At 61.5% G+C, this 15,924-nt stretch carries 15 protein-coding genes and 3 pseudogenes; 4 read left to right on the top strand and 14 right to left on the bottom strand.

The window, feature by feature from the left end; translation table 11 throughout:
* Positions 1-149 precede the first annotated feature (149 nt).
* Positions 150-905: an IS21-like element helper ATPase IstB gene (gene istB / locus BFN67_RS18880; protein WP_080917952.1), complete on the bottom strand. Its 756-nt coding sequence runs from the start codon at positions 903-905 to the stop codon at positions 150-152.
* 13 nt (positions 906-918) lie between these two features.
* Entirely contained in the window at positions 919-2,454 is a 1,536-nt protein-coding gene (gene istA, locus BFN67_RS18875) for an IS21 family transposase (protein WP_080917953.1), read from the bottom strand.
* Between the two features lie 28 nt (positions 2,455-2,482).
* On the opposite strand from istA (BFN67_RS18875), the gene BFN67_RS18870 reads away from it, so the two are divergent.
* Both BFN67_RS18870 and BFN67_RS18860 read left to right on the top strand, forming a co-directional pair.
* On the top strand, positions 2,483-2,890 hold the full coding sequence (locus tag BFN67_RS18870) for a hypothetical protein (protein ID WP_204842236.1): 408 nt from the start codon (positions 2,483-2,485) through the stop codon (positions 2,888-2,890).
* Between the two features lie 282 nt (positions 2,891-3,172).
* The gene (locus BFN67_RS18860; protein WP_245295340.1) at positions 3,173-4,177 is read left to right on the top strand and encodes a tyrosine-type recombinase/integrase; all 1,005 of its coding nucleotides are present in this window, start codon (positions 3,173-3,175) and stop codon (positions 4,175-4,177) included.
* 101 nt (positions 4,178-4,278) lie between these two features.
* Here the strand turns inward: BFN67_RS18860 and istA (BFN67_RS18855) are convergent.
* Positions 4,279-4,869 (bottom strand): annotated as a pseudogene (istA, locus tag BFN67_RS18855) (IS21 family transposase); the annotation flags it as partial.
* 138 nt (positions 4,870-5,007) lie between these two features.
* Here istA (BFN67_RS18855) and BFN67_RS18850 point away from each other — a divergent pair.
* Entirely contained in the window at positions 5,008-5,391 is a 384-nt protein-coding gene (locus BFN67_RS18850; protein WP_139789254.1) for an MDR/zinc-dependent alcohol dehydrogenase-like family protein, read from the top strand.
* Positions 5,392-5,552: 161 nt separating this feature from the next.
* Here BFN67_RS18850 and BFN67_RS18845 read toward each other — a convergent pair whose 3' ends face one another.
* The 7 genes from BFN67_RS18845 to BFN67_RS18815 all read right to left on the bottom strand — a co-directional run bounded on the left by BFN67_RS18845 (position 5,553) and on the right by BFN67_RS18815 (position 12,615).
* On the bottom strand, positions 5,553-6,386 hold the full coding sequence (locus BFN67_RS18845) for an amino acid ABC transporter ATP-binding protein (protein ID WP_080921071.1): 834 nt from the start codon (positions 6,384-6,386) through the stop codon (positions 5,553-5,555).
* Between the two features lie 16 nt (positions 6,387-6,402).
* On the bottom strand, positions 6,403-7,050 hold the full coding sequence (locus BFN67_RS18840) for an amino acid ABC transporter permease (RefSeq protein WP_245295339.1): 648 nt from the start codon (positions 7,048-7,050) through the stop codon (positions 6,403-6,405).
* Positions 7,051-7,151: 101 nt separating this feature from the next.
* Positions 7,152-8,021 (bottom strand): substrate-binding periplasmic protein, encoded by an 870-nt coding sequence (locus BFN67_RS18835; protein ID WP_080921069.1) that lies wholly within the window; start codon positions 8,019-8,021, stop codon positions 7,152-7,154.
* 227 nt (positions 8,022-8,248) lie between these two features.
* A complete protein-coding gene (locus BFN67_RS18830; RefSeq protein ID WP_080921068.1) occupies positions 8,249-8,857 on the bottom strand; it encodes a flavin reductase family protein in 609 nt (202 codons plus the stop codon).
* Positions 8,858-8,874: 17 nt separating this feature from the next.
* The gene (locus BFN67_RS18825) at positions 8,875-10,137 is read right to left on the bottom strand and encodes a M20/M25/M40 family metallo-hydrolase (protein ID WP_080921067.1); all 1,263 of its coding nucleotides are present in this window, start codon (positions 10,135-10,137) and stop codon (positions 8,875-8,877) included.
* A complete protein-coding gene (locus BFN67_RS18820; RefSeq protein ID WP_245295338.1) occupies positions 10,137-11,087 on the bottom strand; it encodes a polysaccharide deacetylase family protein in 951 nt (316 codons plus the stop codon). The genes BFN67_RS18825 and BFN67_RS18820 overlap by 1 nt, the downstream gene beginning before the upstream one ends.
* 25 nt (positions 11,088-11,112) lie before the next feature.
* On the bottom strand, positions 11,113-12,615 hold the full coding sequence (locus BFN67_RS18815) for a 4-hydroxyphenylacetate 3-hydroxylase N-terminal domain-containing protein (RefSeq protein ID WP_158083537.1): 1,503 nt from the start codon (positions 12,613-12,615) through the stop codon (positions 11,113-11,115).
* A 109-nt stretch (positions 12,616-12,724) separates the two neighbouring features.
* Between BFN67_RS18815 and BFN67_RS18810 the strand changes: the two genes are divergently transcribed.
* Complete coding sequence (locus BFN67_RS18810; RefSeq protein WP_080921065.1) at positions 12,725-13,642, top strand: LysR family transcriptional regulator; 918 nt, start codon at positions 12,725-12,727, stop codon at positions 13,640-13,642.
* Here the strand turns inward: BFN67_RS18810 and BFN67_RS18805 are convergent.
* The 4 genes and pseudogenes from BFN67_RS18805 to BFN67_RS18790 form a co-directional block, all read right to left on the bottom strand.
* Complete coding sequence (locus BFN67_RS18805) at positions 13,632-14,153, bottom strand: flavin reductase family protein (protein WP_080921064.1); 522 nt, start codon at positions 14,151-14,153, stop codon at positions 13,632-13,634. The genes BFN67_RS18810 and BFN67_RS18805 overlap by 11 nt on opposite strands.
* 118 nt (positions 14,154-14,271) lie before the next feature.
* Positions 14,272-14,358, bottom strand: a pseudogene (locus BFN67_RS18800) (tyrosine-type recombinase/integrase); the annotation flags it as partial.
* 237 nt (positions 14,359-14,595) lie between these two features.
* Positions 14,596-14,916: a hypothetical protein gene (locus BFN67_RS18795; RefSeq protein WP_080921063.1), complete on the bottom strand. Its 321-nt coding sequence runs from the start codon at positions 14,914-14,916 to the stop codon at positions 14,596-14,598.
* Between the two features lie 305 nt (positions 14,917-15,221).
* Positions 15,222-15,924 (bottom strand): annotated as a pseudogene (locus BFN67_RS18790) (Mu transposase domain-containing protein); the annotation flags it as partial.

The raw sequence follows: 15,924 nt of genomic DNA, 5'->3' as shown, positions 1-15,924 counted from the left end.
TGCGCATTCCGACGAAGCCGGCCAGTGATTCCGATCAATTACCGGCCACCCATTCCAATTTCATTCCGGCCGGGATTCCGATTTGAAGCCGGCCACTTTTTTGGATCACCTGGGTCGTTGTTGAGATTTGGTTCGAGTTTCGTTTCTGGTCAAGCCTGAGCTGTTTCCGGGTTTTGTGGCGCGCGCCGTTTTCGCATGCTTTCGCCGGTCAGTTCGATGCGATAGGCGTTGTGCACGAGGCGGTCGAGGATGGCGTCGGCGATGGTGGGATTGCCGATGATCTCGTACCAGTGGTCGACGGGCACCTGGCTGGTGACGATGGTCGATCGCCGCTCATAGCGGTCCTCGACGATCTCGAGGAGATCGCGGCGCTGTTCGTCGTTGAGCTTTTCGGGTCCCCAATCGTCGAGGATGAGCAGGTCGGTTCGGGCCAGCGCCTTGAGCATCCTGGCATAGCGACCGTCTCCCCTTGCGAGAGCGAGCGTGGCGAAGAGCCGTGGGGCGCGGTGATAGACGACGGAGAAGTCCTCGCGACAGGCCTTGTGCCCGAGAGCGCAGGCGAGCCAGCTCTTGCCGACACCGGCCGGGCCCGTGATCAGGAGCCCGTGACGCTGGCGAATCCAGTCGCAGCCTGCGAGCTTGAGGTACAGGGAGCGGTCGAGCCCGCGTTCGGCACGGAAGTCGGCATCTTCGACCTGCGCATCATGGCGCAGCCTGGCAGCGCGGGCACGCGCCTCGAAGCGCTTCTGACGGCGCAGCGTCGCTTCGTTCTCGAGCAGGATGGCAAGCCATTCGCCATGGTCGAGGGCGCGTGCTTCCGGCTGCGCGTCGAGATCCTGGAAGCCTTTGGCCATGCCGTGCAGTCCGAGGTCGCGCAACATGTCGAGGGTGGGATGGGTCAGCATGATCTTTATCTCCTCAATGGAAGTAGCCGGGACCACGCAGATTGGCGTGGTCGATGATGGCGCCGGGATTGCCGGCAGGCCGGGCGGCCTTGTGGTTGATGATGAGGGCGGCGATGCTCTTGCAGGTCAGCCCGCCGATCTCGACGGCGCGGGCTGATATGGTCTCGGCACGCTCACGACGGAGATCCCGGTAGAGGCGCAAAACGCCAAGGCATGTGCGGAACCCCTGTTCCGGATGCGGTCGGCTGGCCAGAATGGCGATGATCAGCCCCTCGGTCTGTGGCCCGATCGATGCCGCCCAGCGGCGGAAGCGTGCCGGCGTCCACTCTGCATATCGACGGTGGGAACTGGGCATGTGCTCGGGGTTGGTGCCGTAGCGGCGTCCGCCATAGCGGCGCTGATGAACGGCGACGCGCTTGCCGCGGTGGAAGATCTCGATCGTCCTGCTGGTCGCGCGGATATCGACCTGCTGGCGGATGAGGCTGTGCGGCACGGAATAGAAGAAGGTCTTGAACTCGACATGATAGTCGGTGGCGACGCGAGCCAGGCGCCATTCGGCGAACTCGTAATTCTGCACCGGTAGGCTCGCCAGGGTCGGCCGTTCCACCGTCTCGAACAAATGGCGGCGGCTGACGCCAAGGCGGCGCATGACATGGTCATTGATGCGGTCGAGCGCCCCGGCGATTGCGGCATTGGCCTCGGCCAGCGAGAAGAAGGTCTGTCGTCGCAGCCGGCCGAGAATGCAGGTCTGGGCGAAACGCACGCCGTTCTCGACCTTGGCCTTGTCCTTCGGGCGACGCGGCCGCGCCGGCAGCACGCCGACGCCATAGTGCGAGGCCATCATGCCATAGCTGCGGTTGATCTCCGGATCATAGAAGGAGGCATGATTGACGCCGGACTTCAGGTTGTCGGGCACGATCAGGCGCGGGACGCCGCCGAAGAAGCTGAACATGCGTACATGCGCGCCGATCCAGTCCGGTAGCGCCTGCGTCCAGGTCGCTTCCGCATAGGTGAAGCCGGATGCACCCAGGACGCCGACAAAGATCTCCGCCTCGCGGATCTCGCCGGTCAGCGGGTCGACGATGGCGATCTTCTTGCCGGAATAATCCACAAACACCTTGTCGCCGGCGACATGCTCCTGGCGCATCGTCGGCGACAGACGCTTCTCGAAGCCGCGGAACAGGTCGCAGAAACGGCTGTAGCCATAGCCGCCGGAATGGACGGCGCGGTACTCTTCCCACAGAAGCATCAGCGTGACGCCCGGCTTCTTCAACTCCAGCGCAAGATCCGCCCAGTTCGGCTCCGGCAGCCGGCGCAGGCCCTGCTTCACCCCGGCGCGGGCGAACAGCCGGTTCTCCAGCGCGTCGTCGGTCAGGTCGCCTGGCAGCGGCCAGATCAGTCCCGCCGCGGTCGCGCGCTTCAGATTGTCCTGCACGGTGCTGCGCGCGACGCCCAGCCTCTGTGCGATCTCGCGGGCGCTGGTTCCATCACCGGCAAGCCGCAGCATCTGTCGTAATTGTCTCATGGTCAGCCTTCTCTTTGCCGGCATTACGCGTCCCTTGTTCAAAAGGACCGTCATGCCAAAGTTGCTGACCCTGGTGCTCCTGCTCAGACCTCAAAGCGGCCGGATATTGATCGGAATGGTGGCCGGCTTCACGTCGGAACGATGGCCGGCTTCAGGTTGGAATGCCCGGCCGGATAATGTCGGAATCCGCATACTCGGCGCAATCATCCCCGATCTCGACCATGTAGTCGCCGCGGAACAGGAGAATCTGCCCACACCTGCAAAGCCGATCCTGCCGCTCCACCTGCGGCCGGCTCTCCTCGCCGGCGTTGCCATCGTCGAGCGTGCCGGACCGGAGATGCTCTGGATGCTGCGTGGGTACATGATGGGTGACAACAGGGTCCGGTTCACTGACGCCGCCGAGAACATGATAGCCCGAGTTCGCAGGTCGAGAGCCTCGTCTCAAATGCAGTTAATTTGAGAATCCGGTCGCCAAGATTCTCACAATTAAATGCCAACTCCGAACGAAACCGGCGCATTCTCACAATTAAATGCCAAGCGACAGCTTTGCAGTCGGGCGACTCCTGCGATGGTATCGCGACGGAAGCAATCCCACCAACAAGCTCGTCAAGCTGTCGACCTTCATGGGGCACGTGGATCCCGCCTCCACCACAGTTTATCTCACCGTTACCGCCGATCTCCTGGAAGCTGCCGGTCAGCGCTTCGAGCGCTTTGCAGCACCGCTTTCGCGAGGAGATTGGTCATGAGGACCGTCGGCAATCTCGTCTATCAATTTTTCGAACTCCATCTCAAAGCCGAGAAGGGTCTGGCGACCACCTCGATCCGGAGCTATCGCGACGGAATCCGGTTGTTTCTCCTGTTCCTGGCCCGGGAGAACCGACGTCCGATCAGCAAGCTCGGGCTGGGCGATCTCAACGCCGACAATGTGCGGGCCTTTCTCGCACATCTTGAAGCCGAGCGCGGCAACAATATCCGATCACGCAACCACCGGCTCGCAATGCTACACACCTTCTTCGCCTATGCTGGTGGCCAGGAGCCGATGATGTTGCAGGAGGCCGAGCGCGTCGCCGCCATTCCCAGGAAACGCACACAGCCGGCAGCCACCTATTATCTCGAACGCGACGAGGTCGAACAGCTCTTCGACAAACTGCCGCACGACGGGAAGTTGGCTACCCGAGACAGGGCGCTACTCATGTTCCTATACAATACGGGTGCCCGCGCAACGGAAGCCATCGGACTGACCGTCGATCATCTGGTTCTGACCTCCTCGCCGCGGGTGAACCTGCACGGCAAGGGCGATAAGTGGCGGACCTGCCCACTATGGCCCGAGACCGCCCGCCTGCTTGACAAGATGCTGCGTGATCGACGCCAGCCAGCCACGGCGGAAAGCCCGGTATTCCTCAGCAACGTCGGCAAGCCGCTAACACGATTTGGCCTGTACAAGCTCGTCCGGCGTCATGGTTCGGACATTCGCATCGGCAACGGACAGAGGTCCATTTCTCCGCATGTTTGGAGGCACACGACGGCCGTGCATCTGCTTGAATCCGGTGTCGAAGTGAACGTCATAAGAGGTTGGCTTGGCCACGTCAGCCTGGATACGACCAACCGATATGCCGAGATCAACATCAGGATGAAGCAAGAGGCGCTCGAGGCTTGTCAGGTGCCTTCGACTTCTTCGGTGGGACCTCCTCGAAGACCAGTCTGGCAGAGCGAGCCAAAACTTCTCGAATGGCTCGCCGGCCTTTGACCGTTATGTGCCCTGACGTCGTTGACAACGCTTGGATCAGCAGGTTGCGGGGCACATAACCGTTCGGGACACAAAACTACGATTACGTGCCCGGGCACGTAATCGTAGATGCCGCGCGTGCACGCGCCGCCGAAGAAGGCGAACGCCCGGTCGTATGCGTCGAACACCATCTCTTGGGTCTCGCGCGGATAGGCCCGAACAAAGAACATCCGGCTGTGGCAAAGCCGCATGTGCGCCACCTTCACCGTCGTGGTCACACCGTCGAGAACAACAATCTCGTGGCTCCAGTCGAACTGGTAAGCCTCGCCCGGCGCAAAACTCAGCGGGATGTAGGCCTCGGCAGCGGCGCTGCCCCGTTCTCTTTCCCACGCCTGCGCGTGACGCCACACCGAACTGTAGCTGCCTTCATAGCCGAGTTCGCCAAGATTCTCGAAGATACGGATCAGTGTCAGTCGTTCCCGCCGGGGCTTGGCCACGTTTGCCGTCAGCATCCGGTCAAGCTCTTCGCGCCAGGCACCCATCCGCGGATAAGGCTGGTGTTTGCGCTCGTAGCGGAACTCCGTCTCGTCCGAGCGCAGCACTTTGCGCACGACCTTCCGCGAGATATTCAACTCCCGGCAGATCGCCTTGATCGACTTTCCCTGAACCCGAGAAAGCCGGCGTATCTTTGCAATCGTCTCCACAATCAACATCCAAAACACAAATGCCTCCGATCAAACCGGAGGCACTTTGATGACCCCACGTTAAGGGGGCCCGTTTGGACGAAAATCACCCCTCAAACGGGGTCCTCATTCCACGGAAAATCACAGACCACGGCGGATCGAAGCGCCGTGCCGAACATGGCGGGCGCCGCGTACGGGTCGCCGACATGGGCCCGTACCGGCGGGCGGGCCGATCTGCTGCGCGTCCCCTACGGCGATTACAACTGCCTGAAGCTGCCGCCAGATGTGGAGGAGCGCCAGAACGACTACGTGATGCTGGGCGACATCTTCCCGACCGGCTGGCACTGCACCGAGCTCGCCGGCATGCGTCCCGGCGGAACCGTCGTGGTCTACGGGGCCGGACCGGTCGGTCTCAAGGCGGCCTATTCCGCGATGATCAAGGGCGCGTGCATGGTCATCGTCGTCGATCGCCATCCCGACCGGCTGCGGCTGCAGGCTCGATCGGCGCCCTGCCCATCGCCGACTCAAAGGGCTCTCCGGTGGACCAGGTGATGGATCTCACGAACGGCATCGGCGCCGACCGCGGCTGCGAGTGCGTTGGCTACCGTGGTGGTGGTGCCGCCAAGCACGATCACATGGATCCTGGGCAACGACGTGATCAAGCCTCAAGTTTCGAGCAGCATCCAGAGGTTCGGTGATGCCTTCGCTCCGCCTCAGTGCAGGATCGAACGGATGAATTGCTTGAGGCGCTCGTTCTTCGGCGCGTCGAAGATTTCGTCGGGCGAGCCGGATTCGGCGATGACGCCGTCGGCGACGAAGTGGACACGGTCTGCCAGGCGTCGTGCAAAGGCCATTTCATGGCTGACGACGACCATCGTCCGGTTCTCGTCGGCGAGGGATCGGATCGTGTCCAGGACGCCGGCGACAAGTTCCGGATCCAGCGCCGATGTCGGCTCGTCGAACAGGATAAGACGCGGCTCCATGGCGACGGCGCGAGCGATCGCCACGCGTTGCTTCTGTCCCCCTGACAACTGCGCGGGATAGGCGTCGGCTCTTTCAAGCAATCCGACGCGCCGCAGCAATTCCCTGCCGTCCGCGACGGCCTGCTCGCGCGGCCTTCCAAGCACGAGGATGGGGCCCTCGATCACATTCTCCAGTGCCGTGCGATGGGCGAAAAGGTTGAAGTGCTGGAACACCATCGGCATCTGCGCGCGGGCCCGGCGCAGCACGGCGTCCGACGCCCGATGCAAGCGCCCTTTTTCGGTATGGCACAAGCGCTCCCCGGCAAATGTGATCTCTCCCGCCGACGGGGTCTCGAGGAAGTTCATGCAGCGCAGGACGGTCGACTTGCCGCCACCGCTGGGTCCGATCAGGAACGTCACGCTGCCCGGAGAAACCTCCAGGTCGATATTCTTGATCACCTCATGCGAGCCAAACCGCTTCTGCAGGCCGCGAACGGTGAGAAGCGGCTCCGCCGGGTTCGGCGCGACGCTTTGCTGCGGCTTCTCGGAAACGATGGAAAGCCTCGCTGACTTGTTGCTGCTCATTGGGTCCATCCCCTCTTCAGGCTTGCGCTTGGGCGACGCGGAGATAGGCAGGGGTGAGAGAGCGTTCGACATGGGCGACGATCCGGGCCGAGATGAAGCTGATGATGAAATAGACCATGGCCACCATGAGATAGATTTCCATGCTCTTGAACGTGTTTGAAATGACGATGGTGCCGTGTCGCAGGAGCTCGTTGACCGCGATGTAGGAAACCAATGCCGAGTCCTTCAGCAGGGCGATGAAGTAGCCGCCGATCGTCGGAACCGCGATCCGCAGCGCCTGAGGCAGGATGACCCGCCTGTAGATCATAACCCGCGACATGCCGATCGACAGGCCCGCGTCCTTTTGTCCCCCTTCCACCGAAAGGATGGCGGCGCGGAAGACCTCCGAAAGATAGGCGCCGACGTTTAGGCTGAGGCCGAGGACGCCCGCCCAGAAGCCGGGCAGCGAAATGCCGAGCTGGGGGAGAGAGAAGTAGATCACCAGCAGTTGCACGATGAGCGGGACGTTGCGCCAGATCTCGACATAAGCCGCCAAGACCGCCCGCAGGACGCGTAGGTTCGACAGCCGGCCGAGCGCCACGAGGAGCCCCAGAGAGATGGCGCATATCATGCTCAGGACGGAAATCTGAACCGTTACGAGCGCCCCTTGCAGCAGGAAGGGCATGTATTCCGGAATCAGAACGAAAAAGAACTCGTACATGGCGGGTCAGGGTCCGGGGTAAGGAAGCCGCCGCGCACAAAGGCGGCGGCTTCCTGATGGAGGAACTATTTCGTCAGTACGGCCTGCTCTTCCGACCAAAGACCGTATTTCTCAAGGATCTCCCGACGCGTGCCGTCGGCGTTCATCTCGGCCAAGGCCGTGTTGATTGCGTCGAGCAGATCGGGGCATTCCTGCCGTACGCCGATAGCCAGCGAGCCCAGGATGTAGGGAGCCTCGGCTTCCGCCTCCGCCCATTCCGGCTTCGGCTGGTAGTTCATCGGCTCGCCGACGGTGCGGATGTCGTCGAGTTCCTCGGCTTGCGCGTGGAACGAGCCGTGGTCGAGCACGACCGCTGCTGCCTGGCCGCTGCGCAATGCCTGGAAGGGCTCGCCGAACCCGTTGAAGTCCAAAACTTCGGCGACCTCGCCCCGCTCCTGCATAGCGTGCGCATTGGCCGAGTCCATCGTGCCGAGCACGCTAGCAACGGTCTTGCCTGCAAGGTCCTCGATGCTTTGGATGTCGGAGTCCTTCAGGACTGTCACCACATTGTAGAGACGGAAATAAGGATCGGTGAAGGCGATCTCGGCGCCCTGGATGCGCTCCTGGGTGACGAACATGGAGGACAGTATTATGTCCCAGCGCCCCGCCTTGAGGCCGGGGATCATCGTCGACCAATCGGTGATCGCATAATCCCAATCGGCCACGCCGATCCGCTCGGCGATCTCGGCCAGAAACTCCGCTTCAAAGCCTTCATACTCTCCGGTGGCTTCATTCTTCCAGACATACGGCTTAAGACCCAGCACGGCATTGGCCGACATCAGGACGCCGCGCTCCCTGATATCCGCCAGACATTGACCTTGTGCCGAGGCCGACGACGCCATCGCCATCAGCGAAACCATGGCGCCGACGGCGCCTGCCAGAAAACGCTTGCTCATTGCTCTCTTCCTTGGGATCCGAGTTTTGCCGTGATGAGGGTCATTCTAACCCCTGTACCAGTGATCAGGTCGAAGTCGACGTTCATTGCTGTTGAGACGTTGCGACGGTCGGTAGCCCACCGTTCTCCTTCCGTGCGCTCTCCCGTTCACGTTGCCACGAAGGCGAATCATCCAGAAATACTATTTGCCTATTGAGTTCCATAGGAAGTATCTATGTGACCGTCTCTCTAGCCGAACGTGTCGCCGGTAGGCGTCATAGAGACGAACTCCCGCAGCTTGACGTAGCGCGGCCCAGCCACGCGACCCAAGGGACGCAGCCGATCCGTCTCGATCTTGCCGTTGTGACAAAGACCGTCGCGAATATGGAAATGGACGACTTCTCCAACGATCAGCTGCGTTTGGAGCGACCCGAACTCGACCGTCTGGTGCAGTTTGCATTCCAGTGCGACCGGCGCGCCGGCAAGGCGCGGACACGCGGTGCTGTGGCTTGGTGCGATATCCAAACCGAGCTCCTCCACTTCGCTGACATGGGAAGGAAATTCGATCGAGGATCGGTGCATCGCGTCCAGGACCGTCTCGTCGGCGACGTTCACCACGAACTCGCCCCGGTCCATTATGTTGCGGGCGGTGTCCTTCAACTCATTGCCCTTGCGGCCGACGCTGATGGCGACCATGGGCGGGGCATAGCAGACGAAGGTGAAGCAGCTAAAGGGCGCGACATTGGCCCGTCCATCGGGTGATTGCGTGACTACCCAGGCAATCGGCCGCGGCACGACGATGCCGACGAGCAATCGGTAGGCCTCTTCCGGCGTCAGAGTTTCTGCAGCGATGTCCATGAGCCTGCCGAACCCTTTCAACGTTGATGTGTGGCCGGGCCCGCCAGATAGTCATAGGCGGACAGGCAATGAACCTTCACGACGTCCATGAACTCCTCGATCTCGATGCGCTCATCGCGCGCACCCATCGTCTTGGGGGACGGCCCATAGACGTAGGCGGGAATGCCGAGCTCGCGCCAGATCCGGGTATCGGTCGCTCCCAGTCCGACGATCGGATCGACGTCATGGCCTTTAATCGTCCGTGCGTTCGCCAGCATGATGCGGCTGAGATCGTGTTCGGGCGGGCAGACATTCGGCTCCGACCGATTCAGCTCGACAATCTCGACATCAGGATATTTGGCGAGCAACGCGGTCGCGGCCTTCTTCACCTCCTCGATGCGCAACCCGACCGGAACGCGAATGTCGACCTCGAGCGTGCAGGATGCTGGCAGGACGTTGATCTTCACCCCGCCCCGGATTTGCCCGATATTGACGATTACCTTCTGGGCGACGGCGCTGGCGCCCTGCCCCAGAACCTGGTCGGCATGAGCATAGGCGCGCTCGAGCTCATCTCGATGGGGACCAGGGATCGTGACGGGGAACTCGCTCAACTGTTCCAGGTCCCGGATCACCTCCGCGGCAATCTTGTTGGCGCTGCGGCTGAGATGCGGATAGGCTCCGTGCCCGCCGCCGGTGCGAATGCGGAGCTCGAGCCAAAGCAGCCCTTTTTCGCCGAAGCGGACGGTGCGCGGCCCGCTCGGTTCGCCATTCATGCAGCAATCGCCGCGCAGATGCGGATGCTGATCGAGCAGGAAGCGAGTGCCATTGCTGCCGAGCGTTTCCTCATCCGAGACTACGGTGAGCGTGAGACGGCCTTTGAGGCGATCGCGCACGCGGTGGAGATAGCGGTAGGTGAAGATGGACGCCGTCGTACCCGCCTTCATGTCGACCGCGCCGCGTCCCCAGATGAAGCCGTCCGCGATCGCGCCGCTCCACGGCCCGTGCGTCCAGGCCGTCTCGTCCTCGACGGGAAAAACGTCCATATGACCGTTCAAGGTCAGATGCCGGCCCGCCGCGCCCGCCTCGAAGCTTGCCGCGATATTGGGCTGCTCGGGATGACAGCGCAGCACCTCGTGATCCAGACCCTGTTGCGTCAGAAATTCGCTGACGAAGCGGCACGCCTCACGGGTATCCCCGGTGGGATTGGGCGTCGGGATCTTGAGGAAATCGCTCAGAAAGGTGATCAATTCCTGGCGGTCGTTTTCGATCGCGGCCAGAAGGTCGTCGCGCGGATTGCTCATTACAGGCTTGCTTCGAGTTCGGGAATGGGGGCCGGATATTGCGGCAGATGGTCGATGCGGGGCGACCAGGCTCCGGAGGCCACCAGCCGCTCCACATGCGCCGCAATTTCGCTGAGCGGGGCAAACCAGACGTCGCCCTTCTCCATCATGTGATGCGCAAGCTCCGCGATGGCCTCGAACCGCGCCAGGCGGCCGCTGAGAAAGGGATGCCAGACGCTGATCCAAAGGGCACCGTGGCGCCATGCCGCGTCGAACTCCGCCCTGAAGACATCCATCGCATGCGACGGCGCCTTGATAGGCATCATGTAGTTCAAGTCGCGGCCGACCATGTAGTGCGCCCAGTCGTCCATGGCGTAGTGACTGGGAAGCTCGACCAGCGACCCATTGCCGTTTGACAGGAGGTAGGGCACCTCGTCTCCCATCAGCGATGCGTCGTAGCGGAAGCCTTCGGCCAGCAGCAGGTCGAGGCTGTTCCTGGAGAAGCGGTAGGAGGGTGCCCGATAGCCGACCGGGCGCTTGCCGGTGACGCGCTCGATCACCTCGATGCCGCGCCGCAGCCAGTATTCCTCGCGGTCCTTAGAAAGCTCGTTCGGGTGCTCGTGGATATAGCCATGATGGCCAATCTCATGACCGTCTTTCAGGACTGCCTCGACCACTTCGGGATAGCGCTCGATGCACCAGGCGGGAATGAAGAAGGTCTGCCTGATACCGAGTTCCCGAAACAGGCCCAGGATGCGCGGCATCGCCACCCGCGGCCCGTATTGCAGCATAGACATTGTGGCGACCAGATTGGTCGCGTTCTTGTGATGGGCCAGATGCAGGATGCTGTCTGCATCCATGTCGAAGGTGAAGGCGACGGCGCAGCGCTTGCCGTCGGGCCATGGCGGCGGGTTGGCAAGGAGAGGAAAGCGCGATCCGGTCACGCGCTCCCTCATTTCTTTCTCCGGCATCGGGCTCTCCTCCATCTCTTGACCGTCAGTCGATGCCGAGGCGCTTCTTGATCGCCGTAATCCCGCTGCTGCGGTCATAAGAGCGATAGAGCTCCTCCCGCAGCGCCGGCGCCGGCGTCGCGTTGATGTTCTCGAACAGCGCGACGCGCATGGCGTGAGGGCCGCACGACATGTCCCAGATGAGGTTGAAGAGCTTGTTCTTCTCCCAGGCCGATACGGCATGGCCGGGAAGGTACTCGTCGAGCAGCGCCTTCACGTCCGGACGCTCCCAGGTCTCCCGCGGCACGCGGCTGATCAGGCCTTGCCCGCTGAGTTCGCGCAAGGTCTGCATGATGCGCGGATAGTGCTCGATAGCGTGAAGCCGGCCCGCCGTGACGAAGGTGTGGTTGGGCAGCATGACGCCGCTTTCCGTCGGCTTGGCTTGCTCGACGGCCGCGACCATCATGCCGCGCAGGATGGCGGCATACTGGATGACTTCGGCGACCATCGCGCGCACCGCCGGGATGTGGTCCGTGCCGAGCGCGTTGACGATCATCTGCGCCGCACCGGCGAAAATCTCGGCGCGATAGGAAAGCCGCGTCGCGATCTTCCAGAAAGCGAACTGACCCAGCGTGTTGTAGATGTTCGAGGTGACGGGATTCTTGTAGCTGAAGACATATTCGGAGGGGATGAAGACCCGGTCGAAGACCAGGATGCCGTCGGCCTCCTCGCCCAGACTGTCGAGCGGATGGTCGTCCTCATCTTCCCGGCCGCTGGTCAGCGGCTCGCGCAGCAACAAGGTCAGCCCCTTTGCATTGGCCGGAACGGCTGCCCAGATCATGCACTCCTCGGGCAGGTTCTGGGCCGGAGGCGGCATCGAGATCGTGCCGATGTTGCCCTGCGCGAAAGCGGAATTGCCGGCTTTCGCACCCGACAGCACCACGCCGTCGGAGCGCTCCTCGATAACCCTCAGGCGCCCTTTCATCTCGTTGGCGGCGAGCTTTCGATTTGCCTGGACGTCGACCACGATGTCGGCGCTCAGCAGATTGTTGCGGCGGCCGACCTCGAGAAAGTTCTCGATCCGGGCCAGCGCATCCGGATCGCCTTGGCTGATCAGGTGGTTCCACGCCACGAAGGAGATCGCCTTGGTCGAACCGTAGTCCGGCGGGCGACCGAAAACGCCAAAGGTCTGGGCGGTGCTCACACGAATCGTACGCTCGTGGGCGTAGAGATCCTCCTTGTTGTAGGGCACCAGCCAGGCATTCGAGAAACGCTGGCCCGTCTTCGGATCGACCGAGGTCAGGTCGTCCCGCGTCTCGGGATGGAACTGCGCGTCATAATAGGCGGAGATCGTCTCGATCCCGCGCATGAGCGTGGGTTCGGCCGTGACGTCCTCAACCTCTTTCCCCTTGAGGATGACGGACCGTGCGTCCCTCAAGCTTTCCTTGTACTCCCGGCCGCTCCGCAAATTCGGTTCGACGGAATTGGCCGCCAGCGGCTTGCTGACGACGAAATCGCTGGTCATGGCTCTTTGGGGTCTCGGGTTCATTCCACTCTCCTCGCTCGGCATCGAGCCGATCAGCTTTGGCAGGGACTTGTCCCACGAGGCAGAACCGTCATAAAATACTATCTGTTCATGTACCGGATAGGTTATTCCTATGGAAATCTCATTTCGCAAGCTCCGCTATTTCGTCACTGCGGCGGAGCATGGCAACGTCACCAGCGCCGCCTCCGTCCTCAACATCTCGCAGCCCTCTGTCTCGGTGGCGATCGCCCAACTGGAGACGGAGCTCGGGGTGCAGCTTTTCCTGCGCCATCATTCCAAGGGAATTGCGCTCACGCCGGTGGGACGAGCCGTCCTGCAGCAGGCGCGCGATCTCCTGTCGCGCGTGGACGATTTCGTTGGCGCGGTCGAGAACGCCAATGTCGAGATCAGGGGAAATGTGTTCGTGGGCTGCCTGAGCTATCTCGCGGCGCGCTATTTCGGCGAGATCCTCGGTGAGTTCAGCAAGCGGTTTCCGGAGGTCACCATTCAATTCCGGGATCTGAGCCAGGAAAACCTGCTCGACGGTATCCGAATGGGAGAGCTGGAACTCGGCGTCACCTACGATCTGCTGCCTGAAGAGAATCTGACGACCGCGGCCCTGACCAACACGGCGCCTTACCTCATCCTGCCCGCCGACCATCGCGTTGCCGGCAAGGATGCGGTGTCCCTGGAGGAGTTGGAGGACGAACCCTGCGTTCTGTTCGACCTGCCTATCAGCCGCCGCTACTACAAATCACTGTTCGATGCGGTGAAGATCACACCGAAAATCGCCTACAGGACCAACACGATCGAAGCGACGCGCAGCTTCGTCGCCAATGGCCTCGGCTATTCCATCCTGACCCACCCGATTCCGTCGCTCGAAGTTTATGACGGCAAGAAGTTGGCCCGGGTGGGCATTCGCGATCCGATCCCGGCGCCGCACATCGTGTGCATTCACCATTCCGGCTTGAAGCTGCGGCCGGTGGCTCAGGTATTCAAGGATTTCCTCTTCTCACACTTCGCACGGCATCCTGAGCTGATCACTGGATGATCGTATCCGCACAGGGCCGATAGGCCCGGCGATGATGCAGCAGGGGCCTGATATCGCCGTCGACGATCGCCTTTATGTGCCCGATCAGGATCATGTGCGAGGCGTGCTGTATGGCGTTGACGAGCGTGCAGTCGAAACAGGCGACGGCGCCTTCGAGGTAAGGCGCGCCGCTTTCCATTCTGCCCCATTTCCAGCGGTCGAAAGGATTCGCCAGCTCCGTCGATTTCGCGAAATCCTCCGCGATCCCTTTTTGCGCCTCACCAAGCACGCTGACGCAGAATTCGCCACTCTGCATGATCATTTGGGTGATATCGCTCTTCCGATAAAGCGATATCAAGATGCTGGAATCTTCAGCCGACACGGGAGCGAGCGTATTGATGGTCTTTCCGTAAAAGCGGTCCTCCGAATAGGTCGACACCACCGAGACGGTATAGGAAACGCGGCTCATCGCTTCCTTGAAATGTTCGGCAGAAATCTTGGGAGCGGCTCGGTCTATGCTCGACAGGGACATGTTGGATCTCCGCACTTTGGTAAAAATGGCTTTTGATCGAATAACTCGCCCCGGAAGGATTAAAAAATATTTTCTTCCAACGAATTGGATAGTTTTCCCCTATGAGCTAATTGTTCCTTTGGACGCGTCGGATATCGGTGCCGTCCTCCAAAAGGTGGATCGCGAAGCTGTGGCGCAGCGTGTGCGGCCCGACCCGCGTGGTCAGGATCCTTATTGAAGAAGCCCGTCATGCTCTGCTCCAGCCGAATGACGCTCACGCGAGCGCGACGACCGGTTCTCGATCTCTACCTCAACCGCAGGCACCCTCCCGCGCAGCGGGTCGTTCTCCGGCCGCCAGAGTGAAGGCGGTGCTTCCAACCCGTTGGCCGTTCCCGAGGAATTGAAGACGACGAGGCCCAGGCCGCGCAGGTTCACTCCGCGACCCGCAAAGGCGCATTCCTAGCTATGAAGATAGTGTAACTGGGTGGCACTCACCCTTGCCTGGACCCGAGCAATCCACGTCCGAACTGAACAGCGCGTAGCGCACGAATTTGCTATAGGTCTTCATCACCTCTTCCGGTGGCTCTTTTACCGACCCGTTGGAATAGGCGTAGCGCTGCGCCAGATAGACGCGCGAGGCGAGAAGGATATAGGCGACGGTCTCCAGTTCCGCCAGATCGTACCGCTTGATCTCGCTTCGCTCCACGCTTCTTTGAAGACTTCGTACCAAGCCGGACGAAACCATCTCGAAATACGCCTTATATCCCTCGGGAGCCGTCAACATGAACGGCAATCCCACGCATCTGGACAGTTGCGGGATTCCGGACTTGCCGGACTGCGGTGCGGGTTTGATACGTTTGCATCGATGGTCAATTTCGCTTCATCGCCGTGCTCCCACAGGCAACGGCGATATCCTTTCGCTGAATTGTTTCCCGATGACCTCCAGCTAGATGAAGCTGGCGGTTCGTCATCCATTGTTGGCCGGAACATTTCCGAACAGTGCGTTCAAGCCTTCCGCCATCGTCGGATGGGTGAAAATGGCGTTCTCGAGTGCAGAATAGGGAAGCTCGGCGAGCATGGCCGTCTGCACGGCGGCCATGGGTAGATGGACAGGTCCAGTCTCGGTGGCCGACGCTCCACCCGGCACAGGATCAGGTGCTTGACCGCATCGAAGCCGATCGCACCGAGTTGGAGGGCCTGCTTCACAGCCCCATGCAGATCGCCAAGCTCGAAGCTTTCCAAGAGTCGCAGCACCTGCACATACTCGCGCCGGCCGTGCTTGTTCATCCTCGCCTCCATCAGGCGGCGCAGCGTGGCGAACTCGCCGGGCAGGTCCCAACCCTGGAGAGGGGCAGCCTGATCCAGCGAATTGATCTTCTGCTCAATCAGCGGCAGGTAATGCAGCGGATCGAAGACGACGTCTTCGCGTTCCCAGCACCGCGGATGGCGGGCGATGATCTCGCCGCGGCAGCCGATCACCACCACGTCGACGTAGCCGCGAACCCAAACGTCCTGATGGCCGAAGGCGACCGGGACGGAATAGTCGTTGGTCTTGTAGCGGACCAAAGACTGGGCCGTGACACGGGCGCTGGCCTGGTCGCAGGCATCGAAGGGTGCCGCCGGCAATGGACGCATGGCGGCAAGATCCCGCTGCAGCCGTTCGCCGATCGTCTCGTTCTCGCCGCGCAGCCTGTCATGCTGGCGCTTGCGGCATTGCTCTTCCAGCCAGGCGTTGAACGCCTCCCATGTCGCAAACCGCGGGATTGGCACCATGAAGTTGCGGCGCGCATAG

Origin of the sequence: Manganibacter manganicus, from assembly GCF_002075885.1 — a bacterium.
GTDB lineage: Bacteria > Pseudomonadota > Alphaproteobacteria > Rhizobiales > Rhizobiaceae > Mesorhizobium > Mesorhizobium manganicum.
The sequence above is the reverse complement of the archived record's forward strand: the minus strand, read 5'-3'. Positions and strand labels throughout refer to the sequence as shown.